Genomic DNA, 17,590 nt, shown 5'->3' with positions numbered 1-17,590 from the left:
TGTCTTTTTTTATTGGAATATTTTCTTTGATATAAAAATTATGAAGTCGTAAACAATTATGGACTTAGAAAAGACAAGTGACACAGTAAAAAAGTTTGAGCTTTAAATAATAGGTAAGTTATAAAAAATTATAGACCTATTAAGGCTTATAGAGTTAATAAAAAATACAAGGTCACAAATTTTTATAAACTTGTAAAAGTTTATGGCCCTGCAAGTATTAGTAAGGCTATTAGAATTAAAAATTCATTAGGCCATAGAGTTCAAATAAGCTATAAGAAATTATTAAGTAATAGAATTCAAATAGATTATAAAAATTTATCAGGCAATAAAAATTAAAGAAATTACTAAAATTTACTATCTAACAAAAAATAAACGAGCCTTTCTTATTAAAATTCTTCTATTATATTGGCCAATAAAAAAAAGAAAATTATAATATACAAGGCAACATAAGAAAGAGAAATCAAAAATATTCTCAATCTTAAAAATATTCAATTTTTTAAAAAAATTGGGGAATTGATTTAAATTTTCAATTACCTATGTTATAATAATTAAGCAAATGATAATCAAATTCAAATATTGATTTAAGTTTAATGAATTTATATAAATTAGAAACGAGTGATCAAATGCTTAGCTTATTAATGGCTCCCTTAAATGTAAATTTTAAAATTTTAAGGGTTAAGACTCTTAGGAACAGTGATGTAACAGAGTCTCACCTGGCAAATCTCGGTTTTGTTAAGGGCGCAGTTATAAAAGTTGTAAATGAAAATGACGGCAACTTAATTGTTTCCATTAAGGATGCAAGAGTTGCAATTGGTAAAGACATAGCGAAAAAAATTATGGTAGAGGAGATGTAAGCTTGCAAACTTTAAAAGATGCAGTAGTGGGAAAATACTATATAGTTAAAAAAATTAATGGTACAGGTCCTCTAAAGAGAAGGATTATGGACATGGGTATAACAAAAAATGCAGAAATTTACATAAGAAAGGTTGCACCCCTAGGTGACCCTATTCAAATTAATATAAGAAATTACGAGCTCAGCCTAAGACGAGCTGATGCTGAACTGATTTCTGTCGAAGAGATAGAAAAGGAGGATTAAGATGGCAATAACTATTGCACTTGCCGGTAATCCCAATAGTGGTAAGTCCACGCTTTTCAACAGTTTAACTGGTTCCAACCAATATGTTGGTAACTGGCCAGGGGTAACTGTTGAACAAAAGACTGGTAAGTATAAAAAAGATAAAGAAGTTCACTTTACAGATTTGCCGGGAATTTATTCCCTTTCTCCCTACACTTTGGAAGAAGTTGTATCAAGGGACTATCTTGTAAATGAAAGACCTGATGTAATTATAGATGTTGTTGACGCAACAAATATCGAAAGAAACTTATTTTTAGCAACTCAACTGCTTGAACTGGGAATCCCTGTTGTGATTGCCCTAAACATGATGGATGTTGTGAGAAAGAACAACGACTTCATTGACATTAAGAAGTTAGAAAAAGATCTTGGTTGTAAAATTGTTGAGATTTCTGCTCTTAAAAATGAAAACATTGATAAGTTAATTGAAACTGCCAAGTCTGTTGCAGGTCAAAAGAAGATGACTTATCAAGAGTTTGAAGAAGATGTAGAAAAATATATAAAAGAAATCGAAGAATTTTCTGTTATCAAGGACAATCCTGCTAAGAGATGGCTTGCAGTTAAGTTATTTGAGCAAGATGAAAAAATAATGAAAGAGTTTCCACTTTACGGCAAGGAAACTAGAAGGCTTGAAGAAATAATAGAAGAAGCTGAAGAAAAGTATGACGACGACGGAGAGGGAATTATCACAGACGGAAGGTACAACTTTGTTTCGAATGTTACAAAGGACACCGTGAAAAAGGGAAGAAAGGGAATGACAACTTCTGACAAAATCGACAGGATAGTCACAAACAGATTCCTTTCAATCCCAATTTTTGTTGGAGTTATAACTCTTGTTTATATAATTGCCATTAACTTCGTTGGAGGTCCAGTGACTGACTGGGTAAATGACGTTTTCTTCACAGAAATTATTGGCGAAAACTTTAGAGGATTTTTGGAAAATGCTGGCACATCAGAATTTTTAACATCACTATTAGTTGATGGTATTATTGCTGGTGTTGGGGCTGTACTTGGTTTCTTACCAGTAATTGCAGTTTTATTCCTATTTATTGCAATCCTTGAAGATATTGGTTATATGTCAAGAATTGCCTTTATCCTAGACAGGGTATTTAGAAAGTTTGGTCTATCAGGTAAGTCTTTCATTCCAATTCTTATGGGAACAGGTTGTTCAGTTCCTGCCATTATGGGAACAAGGACAATTGAGTCAGACAACGACAGAAGGATGACAATAATGACTGCCTCTTTCATGCCATGTGGTGCAAAGCTTGATGTTATTGCCATGTTTGCTGCCTTCTTAGGTGGCAGCTGGTGGTACGCACCTATTTGGTACTTCGGAGGGATAATGGCAGTAGTTGTTTCAGGTATAATCTTAAAGAAGACTAAGTACTTCTCAGGAGATCCTGCACCTTTTGTAATGGAACTTCCTGAATATCATATGCCAAGTGCAAGAAATATTTTCAAAGCAACTTGGTTTAGATGTAAGGCCTTTATTGTTAAGGCAGGTACAGTAATCCTTCTTGCAACAGTTGCAGTCTTCTTATTAAAATCTATCTCCCTTGATGGACACTTCGTGGATTTCAATGCAGATCCAGAAGATTCAATTTTAGCAGGATTTGGTAAAATTATTGCACCAATCTTTGCTCCACTTGGATTTGGAGATTGGATGGCAAGTGTTGCTACAATCCTTGGCCTAGTTGCCAAAGAAATTGTAGTAGGAACTTATGGAGTTCTTGCAGGTATAGGAGAAGTTGGAGCAGAGGATTCCAGCATGGTTGCTCTTGTAGCTTCTAAATTCTCTGTGGCATCAGCCTTTGCCTTTGTCTTCTTTAATCAACTTACAGTTCCTTGCTTTGCAGCAACGGGAGCAATAAAAGAAGAAATGGGTTCAAATAAGTGGTTTGGACTAGCAATTGGTTACCAATTACTTTTCTCTTACACAGTTGCCTTTATGATTTACCAATTTGGAAGAGTAATCGAAGGCGGATCCTTTAACCTGATGACAGGTCTTGCAGTAGTAGTATTATTTATCTACGGATATTTACTCTTTAGGAAGGATAGGTCAAAGCTTGAAAATAAAAATTTTTCAAACAAGGAAAATGACGAGGTGGTAAAGTATGAATCCAATTAATATTGTTATTGGTCTAGTAATTATTCTTGCACTTGCACTTGCATTAAAAAGAGTTTTTAGTAAAAAAGATGGATGCGGCTGTGGATGTGACTCTTGTCACACAGCTTGTCCAAGTCATGAAATAGAAAAATAATTTTTGAAGAATACTTCTTAGGGAGTATTCTTTTTGGCTCTATGTCAAATATTGGGGAGACTCGTTAACTCGAGTCTCTCTTTTCATTTAAAAATCAACACTTAGACGCTAATTAAACTATCAATCCTAAAACAACTAAAAAACTTTAAAAATGAGCATAGAAACAAAACTCCTAGGGGTTTTGCGGAATTTTCCTGTTTTCCCATCATTACTTACAAGCAAACATAATTCTTTTTCTAAACAAATTGAAGTTTTTCATACCAAAACAATTTCTCTTTAAAGTCTTTATCTTAGTATGAGTACCTTCAAGTGGACCATTAGACCAAGGATAGTCAAAAGAATTGCATATTTCATCAAACCACTTATTAAAAGCAGTGACACAAGATCTAAATTCTTTTAAATTTTATTAAATATATTTTAAGAAAATCTTATAAAAATTTAATAAAATTACATACTATAATTAAAAATGATTATTAAATGATATTAATTACCAAATTACATTTAATTAATGTAATTTTCAAAAAAATATAAACACGTTTTTATATTACAATGTCATCAATAAAGATAAGTAGAAAGGATAATTAAAATGAGTAGAAAAAAGATTTTAGGATATATTTCTGCTATTATAGGTCTCTTGTTAGTGCTTGCACCAAAATTTATAACACCAGTTTGTCCTCCTATGGAAAATGGGATGTTCATGAAATGCCATTGGATGGGAAATATGACTATGGGTATTGGCGCAGTCATTTTAGTATTAGCAATCATTCTTATTGTAGTTAAAGATTCAAAAATATCTTTAGGATTATCTATTTCAAATATAGCAATTGGTATTTTAGAGATACTAAACGCTCATGTACTTATTGGTGGATGCATGAAAGCTGATATGGCTTGCAGAGCAAAAACCATTCCATTTTGCACATTGTTGTCAGGCATATTGGTTTTAGCTAATATTTATTATTGTATGAAAGAAAGAAATTCATAATGGAATCAATAATTAAAACTGAAAATTTAAGCAAGAGTTTTAAGAGAGGTTCTAATACACTTTTTGCAGTTAAAAATGTAAACTTTACCTTGGAGGAGGGAGATTTTGTCAATATAATTGGCAGAAGTGGTTCTGGGAAGTCAACTTTTTTAAATCTTTTGTCTGGTTTATTAAAACCGACTGAAGGTAAAATTTTTGCTAAGGGCAAAGATATGAGTGATTTTTCTGATAGAGAAATTAGCAAATATAGGAATGAAGTCATAGGTTTTGTGCCACAAAGTCTAGGAACACTTCCAAATTTAAATGTTTTAGAGAATGTGTCTCTTCCTTATTATCTATTTAAAAGAGATGACTCTGCTTATGAAAAAGCAGCTATGCTTCTTGATGAGATGGGAATTTTGCATTTGAAAGATGATTTTCCTAAAAATTTATCTGGAGGAGAGCTAAAAAGAGTGCTGATAGCCAGATCTATGATTAATTCGCCGGAACTTTTGATTTTAGATGAGCCTACAAGTGATTTGGATAAAAATACTACTATGGAGATAATGGATTTATTAAAAAAAATAAATTCTAAAGGTACTGCACTTATTATAGTTACTCATGAGCTTGATATTTTAAAATATGGCAATACGCTTTGCCAAATGGAAGATGGAAGTTTAATAAAAAAAGAGGGATAGAGATGAATTTATTAAAGAAAAGGGCTAGCATTTTCGCAATGATAGTAATCATGATTAGCCTCACTTTCATGCCTGCTTTTGCAGCAGAAACAAATTATGCTAACTGGGTTGAAGTCGCTGATGCTATGTCAGAACATTTACAAAAAGCTGTGGAAGTTTACAAGCCTGGAGATAAGGATGCTAAAAAAGCAGCCACAGATGCAGTTAATGTTGCTTACTTTAAATTCTATGAAAAAATTGGATTTGAAAAAACAACTATGTCTGCAATTTCAGGCCAAAGGGGTTCAATGGTTGAACATCAATTTTACAGAGCAAAAAATTCTATCAAAGAAGATGCAGATCCAAAAGAAGTTAAAGATGAAATTGATGCACTTATAACTTATCTTCATGAAGATGCCCATACTCTTGATGGAACCTCTGGAGATTCTAAGTCCAGTGGTCAAAGTCAAGAAGATGCAAATAGCCTTTCAACAGGTCAATTGTTGGGAGAGCTGCTAAAAAGATATGGTACATTTTTTGCAGTTCTTGGACTTACACTTCGTGAAGGACTTGAAGCCATTTTAGTTGTAGCTGCCATTGCTGCATATTTATCAAAGACTAATAATAGAATTTATTTAAAAGGTGTATATATTGGAGCCTTGCTAGGCATTGTTTTTTCAGCAGTCCTAGCTGGAGTATTTAATATCATCGCCAATACAGTGGGAGAAGTTGAGTCTGGAATGGGGCAAGAAATATTCGAAGGAATTGCGATGTTTCTTGCTGTTATCGTACTATTTTATGTATCCAATTGGATGCTTTCTAAATCTGAAGTTGAAGTTTGGAATAGATACATTAAAAACAAAGTTGAACAATCTGTTTCCAAGGGTAATTATTTTGCCTTATCTTTCACTTCATTCTTAGCAGTAGCAAGAGAGGGTGCAGAACTTATTTTGTTTTTCCAAGGTATGAGAACAGGCATTTCTGATAATCCGATGCATATGTGGATTGGACTTTTAGTTGCCGCGATAATACTTGCAATTGTATATTATTTAATTGCTAAAGTTTCTGTAAGGCTACCATTAAAACCATTCTTTACATTTACTTCTTGGCTAATGTTTATACTTTGCTTGTCTTTCTTAGGAAAGGGCATAGGAGAATTACAAGAAGCAGATGTAATTGGCAGAACTGTAGTTCCTTGGATGAATGGATGGTCTGCTGAAGTTATAGGTATATACGATAGGTATGAAAATCTTATTCCACAAATTATTCTATTAGTAGTAACCATTGTTTCTGTTATCTATCAAAATAATAGAAACAAAAAAATTAGAGCTGAGCTTGAAGCCAGCCAAGAAAAAAATAGGAGGGTATTATGTTAAAAAAGAAAAGTTTATTTCTTGTTGTTATGACGCTTGTGTGTGCATTAATGTTTACAGCTTGTGGTAAAAAAGAAGATACAAAAGCTAATAATACAGCTAAAACTTCTACAGAAGAAAAAACACCAGCTGAAGAAAACAAAAAAGAAACAGGAGATGCAAAAGCTGCAGCTCCAGGAGAAGATGCAGGATTTGAAGAATTTCCAATTGGCGATGATCATACTGAAGGACCTCTAGTAATCTCAGGTGTATATTTCCAACCAGTAGATATGGAACCAGCAGGAAACTCAATTCCTAAAGAAGAAGCTGATTGCCATATTGAAGCTGACATTACAGCATCACAAGAAGGTGCGACATTAGGTTATGGTGTTGGTGATTTCGTTCCATGGTTACAAGTAAAAGCTTATTTACAAAAGGAAGGTTCAGACCATGTTCAAGAAGTAGCCTTCATGCCAATGAACGCATCTGATGGTCCACACTATGGTGCAAATGTTAAATTTGACGAAGGTGTTGGCGTTTATAATGTAAAATTTGAAGTTACTGCACCAGGTAATGACTACTTACTACACGTAGATAAAGAAACTGGTGTAACAGGTAGATTCTGGACAGAACCACTTGTTGCAGAATGGACTGACTTCGAATGGAACGGACCACAATGGTAAAGTTTTAAAAATTTATAATATTTATAAGGGGAATTCATGTTCCCCTTATATACATTTATCGGGGGTGAAATTATTTTAAAAATTTTTATTAAAGTTATGGAGGCGGGAATAGCCTTTTCTCTAATGATTTCTTTAATGCTTGCCTATTATATAACTAAAGAAAGTAAATATAAAAAGCATGTTATTATAATTTCTTTAATTTTAGGGATAATTGCAGCAATTGTTTCAATAATTATAAGAAATATACCTAATTTTATTAATAGGACAGAATTGAATTTCTGGTCTATGGTGCCCATAGTTATCTCGGTATTTTTAATATTAATTTTTATGATATTTGAAGATAAGATAAATGCTAAAATTTATGATAATTTCATTTCAGCATCGGTTGTTGTTTATCTTGTAGGAATGTGTTTTTATTATTTACCATATGTATTTAACCAATCAAACAAATTTGTATATTATGGCGAAAGTGCTGTTTCAACTATTGTACTTTTTAGGATTTTAGGCTTTGTTTTTGGGATAATCATGATGATTTTATCAGGACTTGCCATATATAAGTCCTCCGTTAAACTTGAAGGTAAAATCTTAAAGATTATTGTTTTTTTGAGCTTGATATGTTCAGGTATCAGCCAATTTAATATCATAATTCAAAGGTTTTATTCTAAAGGAATCATTCCTAGAAATGTTAACTTTTTTAGAGTTATTGCATTTATAGCTAATCACGAAAATGTGTTTTTATTTGCAACAATGTTAATTATGATAGCTATTCCAGTAATTTTATATAAGCAAAATATTAAAGTTAATGAAGAATATAGCAATAGGGCTCAGTTAAGAAAAATAAAGTATAGAATGAAGAATAAAAGACATTGGGCAATTTTTTTCCTTGCCGTTCTATTTATTAATACTTTTTCATTAACGGTTGGAAAGGCATATGCTAATAAGGAACAGGTCCTTTCACCACCTGAAGATTATCAAACTGAAAATGGAATGATTGTTATTCCTTTAAGTAGCTTAGAGGATATGCATTTGCACAGATATTTGTATAAGGCAAAGGATGGTGCACAAATGAGATTTTTCTGCATTAAAAAATCAGAAGGTTCCTATGGAGTTGTACTTGATGCCTGCGAGATATGTGGTCCATCTGGATATTTTGAAAGAGGCGATGATGTTATTTGTAAGTTGTGCGACGTTGTAATGAATAGGGGTACAATAGGTTTTAAGGGTGGATGTAACCCGATACCTTTCCCATACATTGTCCATGATAAAAAGATAAAGATTGCGCCAAAGGATCTTGACGCATTGTCTTATGTATTTAAGTAGGAGGGCTTATGTTTTGGAGAATAGTTAAAGGAGCACTTTTTAGACAAAAGGGAAAGATGGCTCTTATTGCATTTACAGTTGCCCTCGGAGCTTCTCTTGCCACTTCAATGTTAAATACCATGCTCGGTGTTGGAGATAAAGTTAATCAAGAATTAAAGACCTATGGAGCCAATATTAATGTATTGCCTAAGGAAGCTTCCCTTCTTGATGATTTGTATGGCATGCAAGAAAAAGAGGGGCAGGTTCAAAAATATTTAAAGGAATCAGAACTTCCTAACATTAAAACTATTTTTTGGGCTTACAATATTGTAGACTATACGCCATATCTTAACACTTGGGTTTCTTATAATAATGATTCTAAACATACTAAGATGGTAGGAACATGGTTTAATAATCATATGGATTTGCCTACTGGAGAATCAGTTGATACTGGTATGATTAGACTTAAAAACTGGTGGGAAGTTCAAGGCGAGTGGTTATCAGAAAATGATAGCGATTCAGTTATGCTTGGAAAGATTTTTGCAGACAGAAATGGATTTAAAGTTGGTGATGAAATCCAACTAAAAAGCAATAATTTAAACAAAAAATTAAAAGTTAAGGGTATTTTCTCATCAGGTTCTGATGAAGATGCATTTATATATGCTACTTTAAAAACAGCACAAGAATTTGCTGGAGTTACTGGAGTTGTAAATAAAGTTGAAGTATCAGCTCTTACTACACCAGACAATGACTTAGCAAGAAAGGCTGCCAAAAACCCACTATCTTTAACTATTAAGGAATGGGAAGTATGGTATTGTACAGCTTATGTTTCTGCTATTTGTTATCAAATAACAGAAGTAATGACTGATTCTGTAGCTAAGCCAATTCGCCAAGTTGCAGAAAGTGAAGGAGATATTTTAAATAAGACTACTCTTCTTATGGTTTTAATTACAGTATTAACTTTGATTGGTTCAGGCTTTGGTATTTCTAATCTTATTACAGCATCTGTAATGGAAAGATCTAATGAAATTGGACTTCAAAAAGCTATAGGGGCGTCAAATGGAAGAATAATTGGTATAATTCTTGTGGAAATAATTTTGACAGCGATATTTGGAACAGTTATAGGTTACGGTGTTGGTCTGCTACTTACTCAGATTATTGGTCTAACAGTTTTTGGCTCAGCAATAGCTCCAACAGCTATGGTAGTTCCTATTGTAGCAATACTTATTATTCTTGTTACAATATTGGGTTCAATACCAGCTATAAGATACCTTTTGAATTTAAATCCAACGGAGGTACTACATGGCAGATAAACAAAGTAAAAATAAATTTTACTTAAAAATGATAATGACTTCCTTGGCAAGGAGACGTGCAAGAATGTTAACAGCACTACTTGCTATAGCTATGGGAGCAACAATTATTTCAGGACTTGTTACTATTTACTATGATATTCCTAGACAAATGGGTAAGGAGTTTAGGTCTTATGGTGCAAATATGTTGGTAATTCCCACTAACCCTGATAAAAAAATTACCAATGAACAGTTAGATGAAATTAAATCGTTAATTCCATCGGGAAAGCTTGTCGGTCAGGCACCCTATATTTATACAAATGCAAAAATTAATGAACAACCTTATATGCTTGCAGGTACAGATTTAAAGGGAGCGAAAGAAAATTCTCCATACTGGCTTATTGATGGGTCATGGCCTGAAAAACCAAGAGAAGTTTTAATAGGTAATGAAGTTTCAAAGGCTTTGGAATTAAAAGAAGGAGATAAAATTATTATAAATACTCCCAAAGTTAATGGAGAAGGTTCTATAGATACTAATTTTGTTGTTTCAGGAGTTGTAACAACAGGCGGTAAAGAAGAAGAACTTATTTTTATGGGTATTGATGATATTTCACAGCTTGTTAAAGACAAAAATTATGATGTCGTAGAATATTCAGTAGAAGCTGAACAAAATGAACTTTCAAAAATAGTATCAAATATTTCACAAAAGGATGGATCTCTAACTCCACAAATGGTAAAAAGAGTTACCGCCTCACAAGATATAGTTTTGAATAAATTACAAGCTCTTGTCTTCATTGTAACGATAATAGTATTATTCATAATGATGATATGTGTATCCACAACAATGATGGCTGTTGTAACTGAAAGGCGTAAAGAAATAGGTCTTAAGAAAGCTTTGGGCGCCACAAATTCGTCAGTAATTGTTGATTTTTTAGGTGAAGGAGCATTTTTGGGGGTTTTTGGTGGACTTTTAGGCGTTGCATTAGGATATATATTTGCCAATAGAGTAAGTATTTCGGTATTTGCTAGAAAGGTAAGTTTCTTGCCTCTTTTAGTACCTATGACAATTATTGTCTGTATAGTAATAACTATAGTTGCATCTTTAATACCAGTATCTAAAACTGTTGATATTGATCCAGCTTTAGTGCTTCGTGGAGAATAGAAAGGAATTTTATGGATATATTAAAACTCGTAGATGTTTCAAAAATTTATGGTGAACTTAAAGCCCTTGACAAAATCAATTTAAGTGTAGAAAAGGGCGAATGGATTTCTATAATGGGTCCATCAGGTTCTGGTAAAACAACAATGATGAATATTATTGGTGCCATGGATAAACCTTCACTTGGCGAAGTTATTTTGGATGGTGAAGATATAGCAAAAAAATCACCTAAGGAACTAACAGTTATTAGAAGGGATAAGATAGGACTTATTTTCCAACAATTTCATTTAGTTAATTATTTAAGTGCTTTGGAAAATGTAATGATGTCACAATATTATCATTCTATGCCAGATGCACAAGAAGCAATGGAAGCTTTGGCTGCAGTAGGTCTTGCTGATAGAGCCAAGCACTTACCCAACCAATTATCAGGTGGGGAACAACAAAGAGTATGTATAGCTAGAGCTCTTATCAATCATCCTGCTATACTTTTGGCTGATGAACCTACGGGAAATTTGGATGAAAAGAATGAATATATAGTTCTTGACATATTTGAAAAACTTCACAATGCAGGTTCAACAATTATTGTTGTAACTCACGACCCTGAAGTCGGTGAAGAATCTGAAAGAATGATAACTCTTGAACATGGTAAGATTACAAAAGAAGAAAAAATGAAAAGAAAAAGACCTGTTCTTGATTCTACAATAAAAGACGAAAAACTTAAGGAGTTTATATGAGAAAAATTTTAAATGCATTAATAATTTTATCTTTGGGGCTTGTCCTAGTTGCTTGTGGAGGAGATAAAAAAGAAGAAGCTCCAAGCGTAAGCTATAAGGACGGCACATATCATGGAGAATCTGCCAAAGATGAAAGAGGCGGACTTGTAAAAGTGGATATAAGTGTTAAAGACAATAAGATTGAATCTTGCACAATGCAAAACATTGATGGAGATGGAAAAGAAAAGGATGAATCTTATGGTCAAAGCCAAAATGAAGGACTATATAAGATTGCCCAACAAGCTATAAATCTTGCAAAGTCATACCCAGATAGATTAGTGGAAAAAGGAAGCCCTGAAGGAGTGGACGTTATTTCGGGGGCAACAGAAACCTACAAGCAATTTATTGAAGCTTGCAACAATGCTCTTGCTGATGCAAAATAATGAAAGATTTATACACAGTTAATTTAGCAAAAAAGAATATAGAAAATAAAAAGGCAAGGTCAATTACCTTGATTTTACTTGTAGGAATTTTAACTTTTATATTATTCATGTCATCATTTATAATTTTTTCTCTTAAAAACGGCATGAAATCTCTATCAGATAGGATGGGAGCAGACATTATAGTAGTCCCAGAAGGTTATGATTCCAAAATTACAGGTGCAATATTAAGGGGAGAACCTAATACATTCTTTTTTGACAAGGATATATTAAATAGAGTAAAAAAAATACCAGGAGTTGAAAAAGCCTGTGGTCAAGTTTATCTAGCTACACTTTCTGCTGGATGCTGTTCTTTTCCCATTCAAGTTATAGGAATTGACTTTTCTGATGACTTTAGCGTTAAACCTTGGCTTGAAAAACAGATTAAAACTCCAATTAAAGCTGGGCAAGTTGTTGTAGGTGCTAACATTGTGGGGGATATTAATCATAAGGTTAAATTTTTTAATCAAGAATTTGATATAAGAGGTAGGCTTGCAAAAACTGGCATGGGTTTTGATAATTCAGTTTTTATGACAATAGAAGAAACTCATAGATTAGCCAAGGAATATGAAAAGATAATTAATCATCCGGTGGCAAGAAAAGATGATATATCTTCTATTTTAGTAAAAGTTGAAAAAAACAAAGATCCAAAAACAATTCAAAAACTTATTAAAGAAGAATTTAAAAAAGAAAAAGTGTATCCTTTATTGCCAAGAAAAATAATGACACAAGTTTCAGATTCAGCAAAAAACATGCTTGTGTATGTGTATATATTGATAGCTTTGATTTGGATACTAGCTTTTTTTATTTTAAGTCTTGTAAATACCTTATCAGTTAAGGAAAGGAAAAGAGAATTTGCAACCATAAGGATATTAGGAGCAACAAAGAAAAAACTCAGTGAAGTAGTTCTTATTGAATCTATGCTAATTAATGGTACAGGTGCAGTCATAGGTTCTGTGCTTTCCTTTGTTTTAAGTATAACTTTCAATAATGTATTTTCATCACTTTTGAATATGCCTTTTTTAAGACCGAATATATTCCTTATGATTTTAATGTTAATAATAGTAATAATTTTAGGAACCTTGTTAGGACCAATATCTTCAATTATTGCTATTAATAAAATAAATAAAGTAGAATTATTATTGATGCAAAGAGATAATGATTAAAATAGGCTCTATGTCAAATATTGGGGAGACTCGTTAATTCGAGTCTCTCTTTTCATTTAAAAATCAATACTTAGACGCTAATTAAACTATCAATTCTAAAACAATAAAAAACTACTAAAAATAAACATAGCAAATAAAACTACTAGGGGTTTTACGGAATTTTTCTGTTTTCCTATCACTACTTACAAGCAAACATAATTCTTTTTCTAAACAAATTGAAATTTTTCATACCAAAACAATTTCTCTTTAAAGTCTTTATCTTAGTGTGAGTAACTTCAAGTGGACCATTAGACCAAGGATAATCAAAAGAGTTACATATTTCATCAAACCATTTCTTAAAAGCAGTGGTACAAGATTTAAATTCTTTTAAATTAGATTCCTCAGCTCTTTTTATCCATTCTCTTAAAGATTTAGTGGCTCTAACTCTATTGGGTTGAGTAAGAACATATTGGTACCAACAGGGCACACAGTAAAATAATTCTTTTAACCTATATGCTAATTTTAAATCTTCACAAAACCAAGCATTAAAGAAACATCTTTAGCTTGGTCAGTTGTTAGCTTAGAAGCAGGTTTTATAAATAGGCTCCTACTTTTCTTAAAATACTTTCTTAGCTTAGAAGAAATATCCTTTTGAATTCTCTTTCTAACATTCTCTAAAGCCCATGAAACTTGTCTAATGAAATGATACCTATCAACTATATGAATAGAATTCTTAAAGAATCTATTCTTGACAGACTTAAAGGTATTGGACATATCACTTACAAAAAACTTAACACCTTGTCTCTCCTTGTTAGGTACTTTTTTAAATCTAATACTTATGAGAATAAACTTAAAAAATCTATTAGCTTTTCACTTATTATTAACGAGTAGTCCTTAGTATAAGAATTAGAGTTTTGTAAACAAAATTTTTGAATTTTAAAAATTCAATTTTACAGGCCAAGAAATGGGATATTATGAGAATCCCAAAGAAGATAAATAAGAAGAAAATTATTTATTATTAAAAACTAATGAAAGAGATTTTCACAAAGGAGAATAAATTTTCAATATATGGAATGTGATAGAAATGTGAAATATTTCAAACTCCTATAAAGCCCTTGAATTAGAAACTGAAAGTAATATAATGAGAATTGCACAAGGAAATAAAAAGAGTGGTGATATTTTTGAAAGAAAGTATAGATAGTATTTTGGCAATAGATAAAAAAACCAGAGAACTTGTCGAAAATACTGATAAAGAAATAGAAGAAATAAAAAAAGACCTGCGAGAAAAGTTAACAGATCTTGAAAATGAATCAATAGAAAAGTCAAAACTCCTTGGCAAGGAGAAAAGCGATGAGATTTTAAGAGACTTTGAAAATAAGGCCGATGATCTTAGGAAAGAAAATCAAAAAAATCTAGAAGAAATAGAAGCTTTTTATGAAAAAAATTCTGACGACCTAATAAGAGTTGCCTTTGATAAATTGATTGGAAGGGACTCCAATGTTTGAAGGTCTAAAGGCTTTAAATGCTAAGATTTTAAAAATGTATTCGGACTTTTTGGTCTACGAAGACTTTGTAAATATGGCAGAGGGCGACAATGTCAGATTTTGTCTCTCTTACTTAAAGGAAAAGAAATTTCCAAATATAGATTCCTTTTCAGATATTTATGAAATTGAAGAGTTTTTGCAAGATTACAGAAGAAGACAAGTAAAAAAACTTCAAGGATTTTTGCCCGGTAAGTACTCAGACTTTATCAAGGCCTACATGGAAAGAGAAAAGGTAGAAAAAATTGTAAAAATCTTGAGGGCCCTAAGGATGAATAAGGAGCCTAGGGTTGAAAAATTAGTAATAAATGGAAGAAATATTCCCTTTAAGGAAGAAAGCTTTGAATCTTTTATAGATAATTTAAAGGACACGCCTTATTACGACTACATGAAGAACTACAAGTCATCAAGAGATGAGGATTCCCTTTTTTCCATTGAGATGAATCTTGACAAGTACTATTACAGGAACTTGACTGAGTCAATAAAGTCTTTGTCAAAGGCTGATAGGGACGAGTTCAAAAAGATCTTTGGAGTCAAGATAGATTTATTAAATATTATCTGGATATACAGGGCCAAGAAGTATTATGATATTTCACCAGAAGAAATTTTCAACTTTACCATTTTTGGTGGTAACTACAATTCTGAAAAGCTCCTCCACCTATCTTATATTGATGAAGAAGAATTTGAAGAAGAGATTAAAAAGTCTAAGTACTCTATTCTTTTTGCCGATGGTAGGGTTATAAGAACTGGAAGGACTTCTAAAAGGCTAATGTATTCTATTGCAAACAAGAATTTTAGAAGGACAGATGGGATTGGAAAATTTATGAGCTTCTTAATTCTTTTGGATTCTGAAATTGAAAACATTGAAAGAATTTTGGAAGCTACTAGGTTTGGCCTAAGTAAAGAAGAAAAATTAAAATATATGATCGTCGATAGAAAGGAAAGTGAAGAAGTTGGCCGTTGAAAGAATGAAGGTCGCCAATATAATGGGCGATATTCAAGATATGGATTCCATCATTTTGGATATTTTAAATTTGAAATGTATGCAATTTATGTCTGCTGAGACAAATATTGAAGAGAACAAGTTTGTCTTCAGTCTAGATGATGAAAAGAATCTAGAAAAGAACCTAGAGAGAAATCTTGAGCTTAATTATATTGAACCTATTGAAGAAGATGAGTCCCACAAGGTCAGTGCAAAAAAAGCAGAAGAAATCATGGAATTTCTTGGCATTGACAAAATTGAGGACAAGTATTTTGAAAAAATTGATGTAAATGAAGATGTGGATTCCTTTGTCAAAAATATAAGTAAAAAAATGGACGAGTATGAAAATACAAAGGAAAGCCTAAAGATTTTAGACACCCTAAAGGAAAACTATGAACTTTTTAAAAATGTTGATATAGATCTTAAGGATATTGCTGACTTAAAATATTTTAACACTAGGTTTGGCTTCCTAGACAAGGATGCCAGGGCTAGACTAAAGAAAAATTATGGAAATATCCTCGCTATGATTTATCACACAGGAACAGTTGACAATAGGGAACTTTTCCTTGTTATATATCCAAAGGAAACTGAAAAGGATATTAACAGGGTCCTAAATAGTCTAAACTTCACAGAAGTTGACCTTCTTGGCGAAAATGTTGAAGGTACTGCTAGCTTAATTTTCAAGAATCTTGAAGAAGAGGAAGAAAATGTAAAGAGAAAGATTTTTGAAATTGAGGAATATAAGAAAAATCTTTTAGAATCCATGAATGAAGAGCTAAGGACAAGCCTTGCCCACATGCTCTCTTATGAAGAAATTGAAAAAGCAAAGAAATATATGCTTAGGTCAAATAAGTATTTTTATCTTTCAGGTTGGATTGGAGTTAGCGATACAAAAAAATTAGAAGAAAAGCTATCTAAGTACGAGGATATTGATATTGAATACTTTGATCCTAAGGAAGGAAGTAAGAAGACACCTACAAAGCTTAAAAATGCAAATTTTTTCAAGCCCTTTGAGCTATTAATTAACATGTATGGCACTCCAGCATATGGGGAGTTTGACCCAACAGTGATTTTTGGAATTACCTACATGATTCTTTTTGGTGCAATGTTTGGCGACTTAGGTCAAGGGGCAGTATTTGCAGTTGCTGGACTAATCTTAGCTAAGAAGAACAAGGACTTTGGTGGACTTCTACTTAGAATGGGAGCCTCTTCAATGTTCTTTGGTTTAATGTATGGGTCAGTCTTTGGCTTGGAAGAGATTATTCCTGCTATTTGGTTTAGACCCTTTGAAGACATCAATGGCACACTTGTAACGGCCATTTACTTCGGCATTATTTTACTTGCCATAGCCTATGGTATTGGTATTTACAATAGATTAAAAAGTGGTAGACCTGATGAAGCCTTCTTTGCAAAGGAAGGATTCTTGGGAGTCCTAATTTTTATAGCCATGATCAATATAGGTATTTCCGTAATGGGAGGATCTGCTCCTCTTCCTAAGAATATTTCTATAGGAATTTTACTTGGATCTCTTGTGATCATGCTATTAAAGAGGCCTATTCTTAAGCTTTTATTTAAGAAAGAGCCAGAAGAATCTGCTTCAGACTATTATATTGAGTCCTCCTTTGGACTCTTGGAAGCCCTTCTCTCTACCATGTCTTCAATTATTTCTTTTATAAGGGTTGGTGCCTTTGCAATAAACCACGTTGGTTTGTTCCTGGCCTTTAAAACTCTTGGGGAAATGCTTGGTTCAAGGGGAGGAAATATTGCAGTCTTAATTTTCGGCAATATCCTAATCCTTGGTCTAGAAGGTCTTATTGTATTTATTCAATCTCTTAGACTTGAGTATTATGAAATGTTTAGTAAGTATTATAGTGGTGACGGCGAATTATTTAAAGCCGACAAAGTTTATTGATAAGG

At 32.5% G+C, this 17,590-nt stretch carries 20 protein-coding genes; 17 read left to right on the top strand and 3 right to left on the bottom strand.

The window, feature by feature from the left end:
• Positions 1-623: 623 nt before the first annotated feature.
• From I6I93_RS03225 to I6I93_RS03210, 4 genes are read left to right on the top strand one after another with little or no spacing between them, the layout of a single operon-like run.
• A complete protein-coding gene (locus I6I93_RS03225) occupies positions 624-854 on the top strand; it encodes a FeoA family protein (RefSeq protein WP_112889411.1) in 231 nt (76 codons plus the stop codon).
• 2 nt (positions 855-856) lie between these two features.
• Positions 857-1,096, top strand: a complete 240-nt coding sequence (locus tag I6I93_RS03220; protein ID WP_112889410.1) for a FeoA family protein — start codon at positions 857-859, stop codon at positions 1,094-1,096.
• Position 1,097: 1 nt separating this feature from the next.
• A complete protein-coding gene (gene feoB, locus I6I93_RS03215; RefSeq protein ID WP_112889409.1) occupies positions 1,098-3,260 on the top strand; it encodes a ferrous iron transport protein B in 2,163 nt (720 codons plus the stop codon).
• Positions 3,247-3,393, top strand: coding sequence for a FeoB-associated Cys-rich membrane protein (locus I6I93_RS03210; RefSeq protein WP_112889408.1), 147 nt, complete (start codon positions 3,247-3,249; stop codon positions 3,391-3,393). The genes feoB and I6I93_RS03210 overlap by 14 nt, the downstream gene beginning before the upstream one ends.
• A gap of 208 nt (positions 3,394-3,601) precedes the next feature.
• Here I6I93_RS03210 and I6I93_RS09365 read toward each other — a convergent pair whose 3' ends face one another.
• Entirely contained in the window at positions 3,602-3,742 is a 141-nt protein-coding gene (locus I6I93_RS09365; protein WP_306344731.1) for a transposase, read from the bottom strand.
• Positions 3,743-3,979: 237 nt separating this feature from the next.
• Between I6I93_RS09365 and I6I93_RS03200 the strand changes: the two genes are divergently transcribed.
• The 10 genes from I6I93_RS03200 to I6I93_RS03155 are packed head-to-tail and all read left to right on the top strand — an operon-like array spanning position 3,980 to position 13,171.
• On the top strand, positions 3,980-4,375 hold the full coding sequence (locus I6I93_RS03200) for a DUF4418 family protein (RefSeq protein ID WP_070700756.1): 396 nt from the start codon (positions 3,980-3,982) through the stop codon (positions 4,373-4,375).
• Positions 4,375-5,052: an ABC transporter ATP-binding protein gene (locus tag I6I93_RS03195; RefSeq protein ID WP_005953819.1), complete on the top strand. Its 678-nt coding sequence runs from the start codon at positions 4,375-4,377 to the stop codon at positions 5,050-5,052. The genes I6I93_RS03200 and I6I93_RS03195 overlap by 1 nt, the downstream gene beginning before the upstream one ends.
• 2 nt (positions 5,053-5,054) lie before the next feature.
• Positions 5,055-6,407 (top strand): FTR1 family iron permease, encoded by a 1,353-nt coding sequence (locus I6I93_RS03190; RefSeq protein ID WP_112889407.1) that lies wholly within the window; start codon positions 5,055-5,057, stop codon positions 6,405-6,407.
• On the top strand, positions 6,401-7,066 hold the full coding sequence (locus I6I93_RS03185) for an iron transporter (protein WP_070700760.1): 666 nt from the start codon (positions 6,401-6,403) through the stop codon (positions 7,064-7,066). The genes I6I93_RS03190 and I6I93_RS03185 overlap by 7 nt, the downstream gene beginning before the upstream one ends.
• 36 nt (positions 7,067-7,102) lie before the next feature.
• Positions 7,103-8,386, top strand: a complete 1,284-nt coding sequence (locus tag I6I93_RS03180) for a DUF2318 domain-containing protein (RefSeq protein ID WP_112889406.1) — start codon at positions 7,103-7,105, stop codon at positions 8,384-8,386.
• 8 nt (positions 8,387-8,394) lie between these two features.
• Positions 8,395-9,678 carry an ABC transporter permease gene (locus I6I93_RS03175; protein WP_112889405.1) on the top strand — a complete coding sequence of 428 codons (1,284 nt, stop codon included), beginning with the start codon at positions 8,395-8,397 and terminating at the stop codon, positions 9,676-9,678.
• Positions 9,668-10,816 (top strand): ABC transporter permease, encoded by a 1,149-nt coding sequence (locus I6I93_RS03170; protein ID WP_070700769.1) that lies wholly within the window; start codon positions 9,668-9,670, stop codon positions 10,814-10,816. Before I6I93_RS03175 ends, I6I93_RS03170 begins: the two co-directional genes overlap by 11 nt.
• Before the next feature lie 11 nt (positions 10,817-10,827).
• Positions 10,828-11,547: an ABC transporter ATP-binding protein gene (locus I6I93_RS03165; protein ID WP_005953892.1), complete on the top strand. Its 720-nt coding sequence runs from the start codon at positions 10,828-10,830 to the stop codon at positions 11,545-11,547.
• Entirely contained in the window at positions 11,544-11,969 is a 426-nt protein-coding gene (locus tag I6I93_RS03160; RefSeq protein WP_019108511.1) for an FMN-binding protein, read from the top strand. Before I6I93_RS03165 ends, I6I93_RS03160 begins: the two co-directional genes overlap by 4 nt.
• Entirely contained in the window at positions 11,969-13,171 is a 1,203-nt protein-coding gene (locus I6I93_RS03155) for an ABC transporter permease (protein WP_112889404.1), read from the top strand. The genes I6I93_RS03160 and I6I93_RS03155 overlap by 1 nt, the downstream gene beginning before the upstream one ends.
• A gap of 178 nt (positions 13,172-13,349) precedes the next feature.
• On the opposite strand, the gene I6I93_RS09415 is transcribed toward I6I93_RS03155, so the two are convergent.
• Positions 13,350-13,637 (bottom strand): transposase, encoded by a 288-nt coding sequence (locus I6I93_RS09415; RefSeq protein WP_112889403.1) that lies wholly within the window; start codon positions 13,635-13,637, stop codon positions 13,350-13,352.
• A 35-nt stretch (positions 13,638-13,672) separates the two neighbouring features.
• Positions 13,673-13,924 carry a transposase gene (locus I6I93_RS03145; protein ID WP_232012792.1) on the bottom strand — a complete coding sequence of 84 codons (252 nt, stop codon included), beginning with the start codon at positions 13,922-13,924 and terminating at the stop codon, positions 13,673-13,675.
• Between the two features lie 407 nt (positions 13,925-14,331).
• Here I6I93_RS03145 and I6I93_RS03140 point away from each other — a divergent pair, with 407 nt between their 5' ends.
• Genes I6I93_RS03140 through I6I93_RS03130 form a run of 3 tightly spaced genes read left to right on the top strand, consistent with a single transcriptional unit; the run spans position 14,332 to position 17,585 of the window.
• Positions 14,332-14,655, top strand: a complete 324-nt coding sequence (locus I6I93_RS03140; protein ID WP_070700775.1) for a hypothetical protein — start codon at positions 14,332-14,334, stop codon at positions 14,653-14,655.
• Positions 14,648-15,655 carry a V-type ATPase subunit gene (locus I6I93_RS03135; RefSeq protein ID WP_112889401.1) on the top strand — a complete coding sequence of 336 codons (1,008 nt, stop codon included), beginning with the start codon at positions 14,648-14,650 and terminating at the stop codon, positions 15,653-15,655. Before I6I93_RS03140 ends, I6I93_RS03135 begins: the two co-directional genes overlap by 8 nt.
• Positions 15,656-15,677: 22 nt before the next feature.
• Positions 15,678-17,585: a V-type ATP synthase subunit I gene (locus I6I93_RS03130; protein ID WP_112890562.1), complete on the top strand. Its 1,908-nt coding sequence runs from the start codon at positions 15,678-15,680 to the stop codon at positions 17,583-17,585.
• Positions 17,586-17,590: the final 5 nt, after the last annotated feature.

It is taken from the genome of Peptoniphilus harei (assembly GCF_016726485.1).
GTDB lineage: Bacteria > Bacillota > Clostridia > Tissierellales > Peptoniphilaceae > Peptoniphilus_A > Peptoniphilus_A harei.
The sequence above is the reverse complement of the archived record's forward strand: the minus strand, read 5'-3'. Positions and strand labels throughout refer to the sequence as shown.

Bases quoted from the DNA above. Each gene is read 5' to 3' on its own strand.
- I6I93_RS03135 (WP_112889401.1), top strand. From the start codon at position 14,648: ATGTTTGAAGGTCTAAAGGCTTTAAATGCTAAGATTTTAAAAATGTAT.
- I6I93_RS03145 (WP_232012792.1), bottom strand. From the start codon at position 13,924: ATGTCCAATACCTTTAAGTCTGTCAAGAATAGATTCTTTAAGAATTCT.
- I6I93_RS03190 (WP_112889407.1), top strand. From the start codon at position 5,055: ATGAATTTATTAAAGAAAAGGGCTAGCATTTTCGCAATGATAGTAATC.
- I6I93_RS03170 (WP_070700769.1), top strand. From the start codon at position 9,668: ATGGCAGATAAACAAAGTAAAAATAAATTTTACTTAAAAATGATAATG.
- I6I93_RS03130 (WP_112890562.1), top strand. From the start codon at position 15,678: ATGGGCGATATTCAAGATATGGATTCCATCATTTTGGATATTTTAAAT.
- I6I93_RS03155 (WP_112889404.1), top strand. From the start codon at position 11,969: ATGAAAGATTTATACACAGTTAATTTAGCAAAAAAGAATATAGAAAAT.
- I6I93_RS03160 (WP_019108511.1), top strand. From the start codon at position 11,544: ATGAGAAAAATTTTAAATGCATTAATAATTTTATCTTTGGGGCTTGTC.
- I6I93_RS03185 (WP_070700760.1), top strand. From the start codon at position 6,401: ATGTTAAAAAAGAAAAGTTTATTTCTTGTTGTTATGACGCTTGTGTGT.
- I6I93_RS03210 (WP_112889408.1), top strand. From the start codon at position 3,247: ATGAATCCAATTAATATTGTTATTGGTCTAGTAATTATTCTTGCACTT.
- feoB (WP_112889409.1), top strand. From the start codon at position 1,098: ATGGCAATAACTATTGCACTTGCCGGTAATCCCAATAGTGGTAAGTCC.
- I6I93_RS03200 (WP_070700756.1), top strand. From the start codon at position 3,980: ATGAGTAGAAAAAAGATTTTAGGATATATTTCTGCTATTATAGGTCTC.
- I6I93_RS03195 (WP_005953819.1), top strand. From the start codon at position 4,375: ATGGAATCAATAATTAAAACTGAAAATTTAAGCAAGAGTTTTAAGAGA.
- I6I93_RS03180 (WP_112889406.1), top strand. From the start codon at position 7,103: ATGTTCCCCTTATATACATTTATCGGGGGTGAAATTATTTTAAAAATT.
- I6I93_RS03165 (WP_005953892.1), top strand. From the start codon at position 10,828: ATGGATATATTAAAACTCGTAGATGTTTCAAAAATTTATGGTGAACTT.
- I6I93_RS03175 (WP_112889405.1), top strand. From the start codon at position 8,395: ATGTTTTGGAGAATAGTTAAAGGAGCACTTTTTAGACAAAAGGGAAAG.
- I6I93_RS03225 (WP_112889411.1), top strand. From the start codon at position 624: ATGCTTAGCTTATTAATGGCTCCCTTAAATGTAAATTTTAAAATTTTA.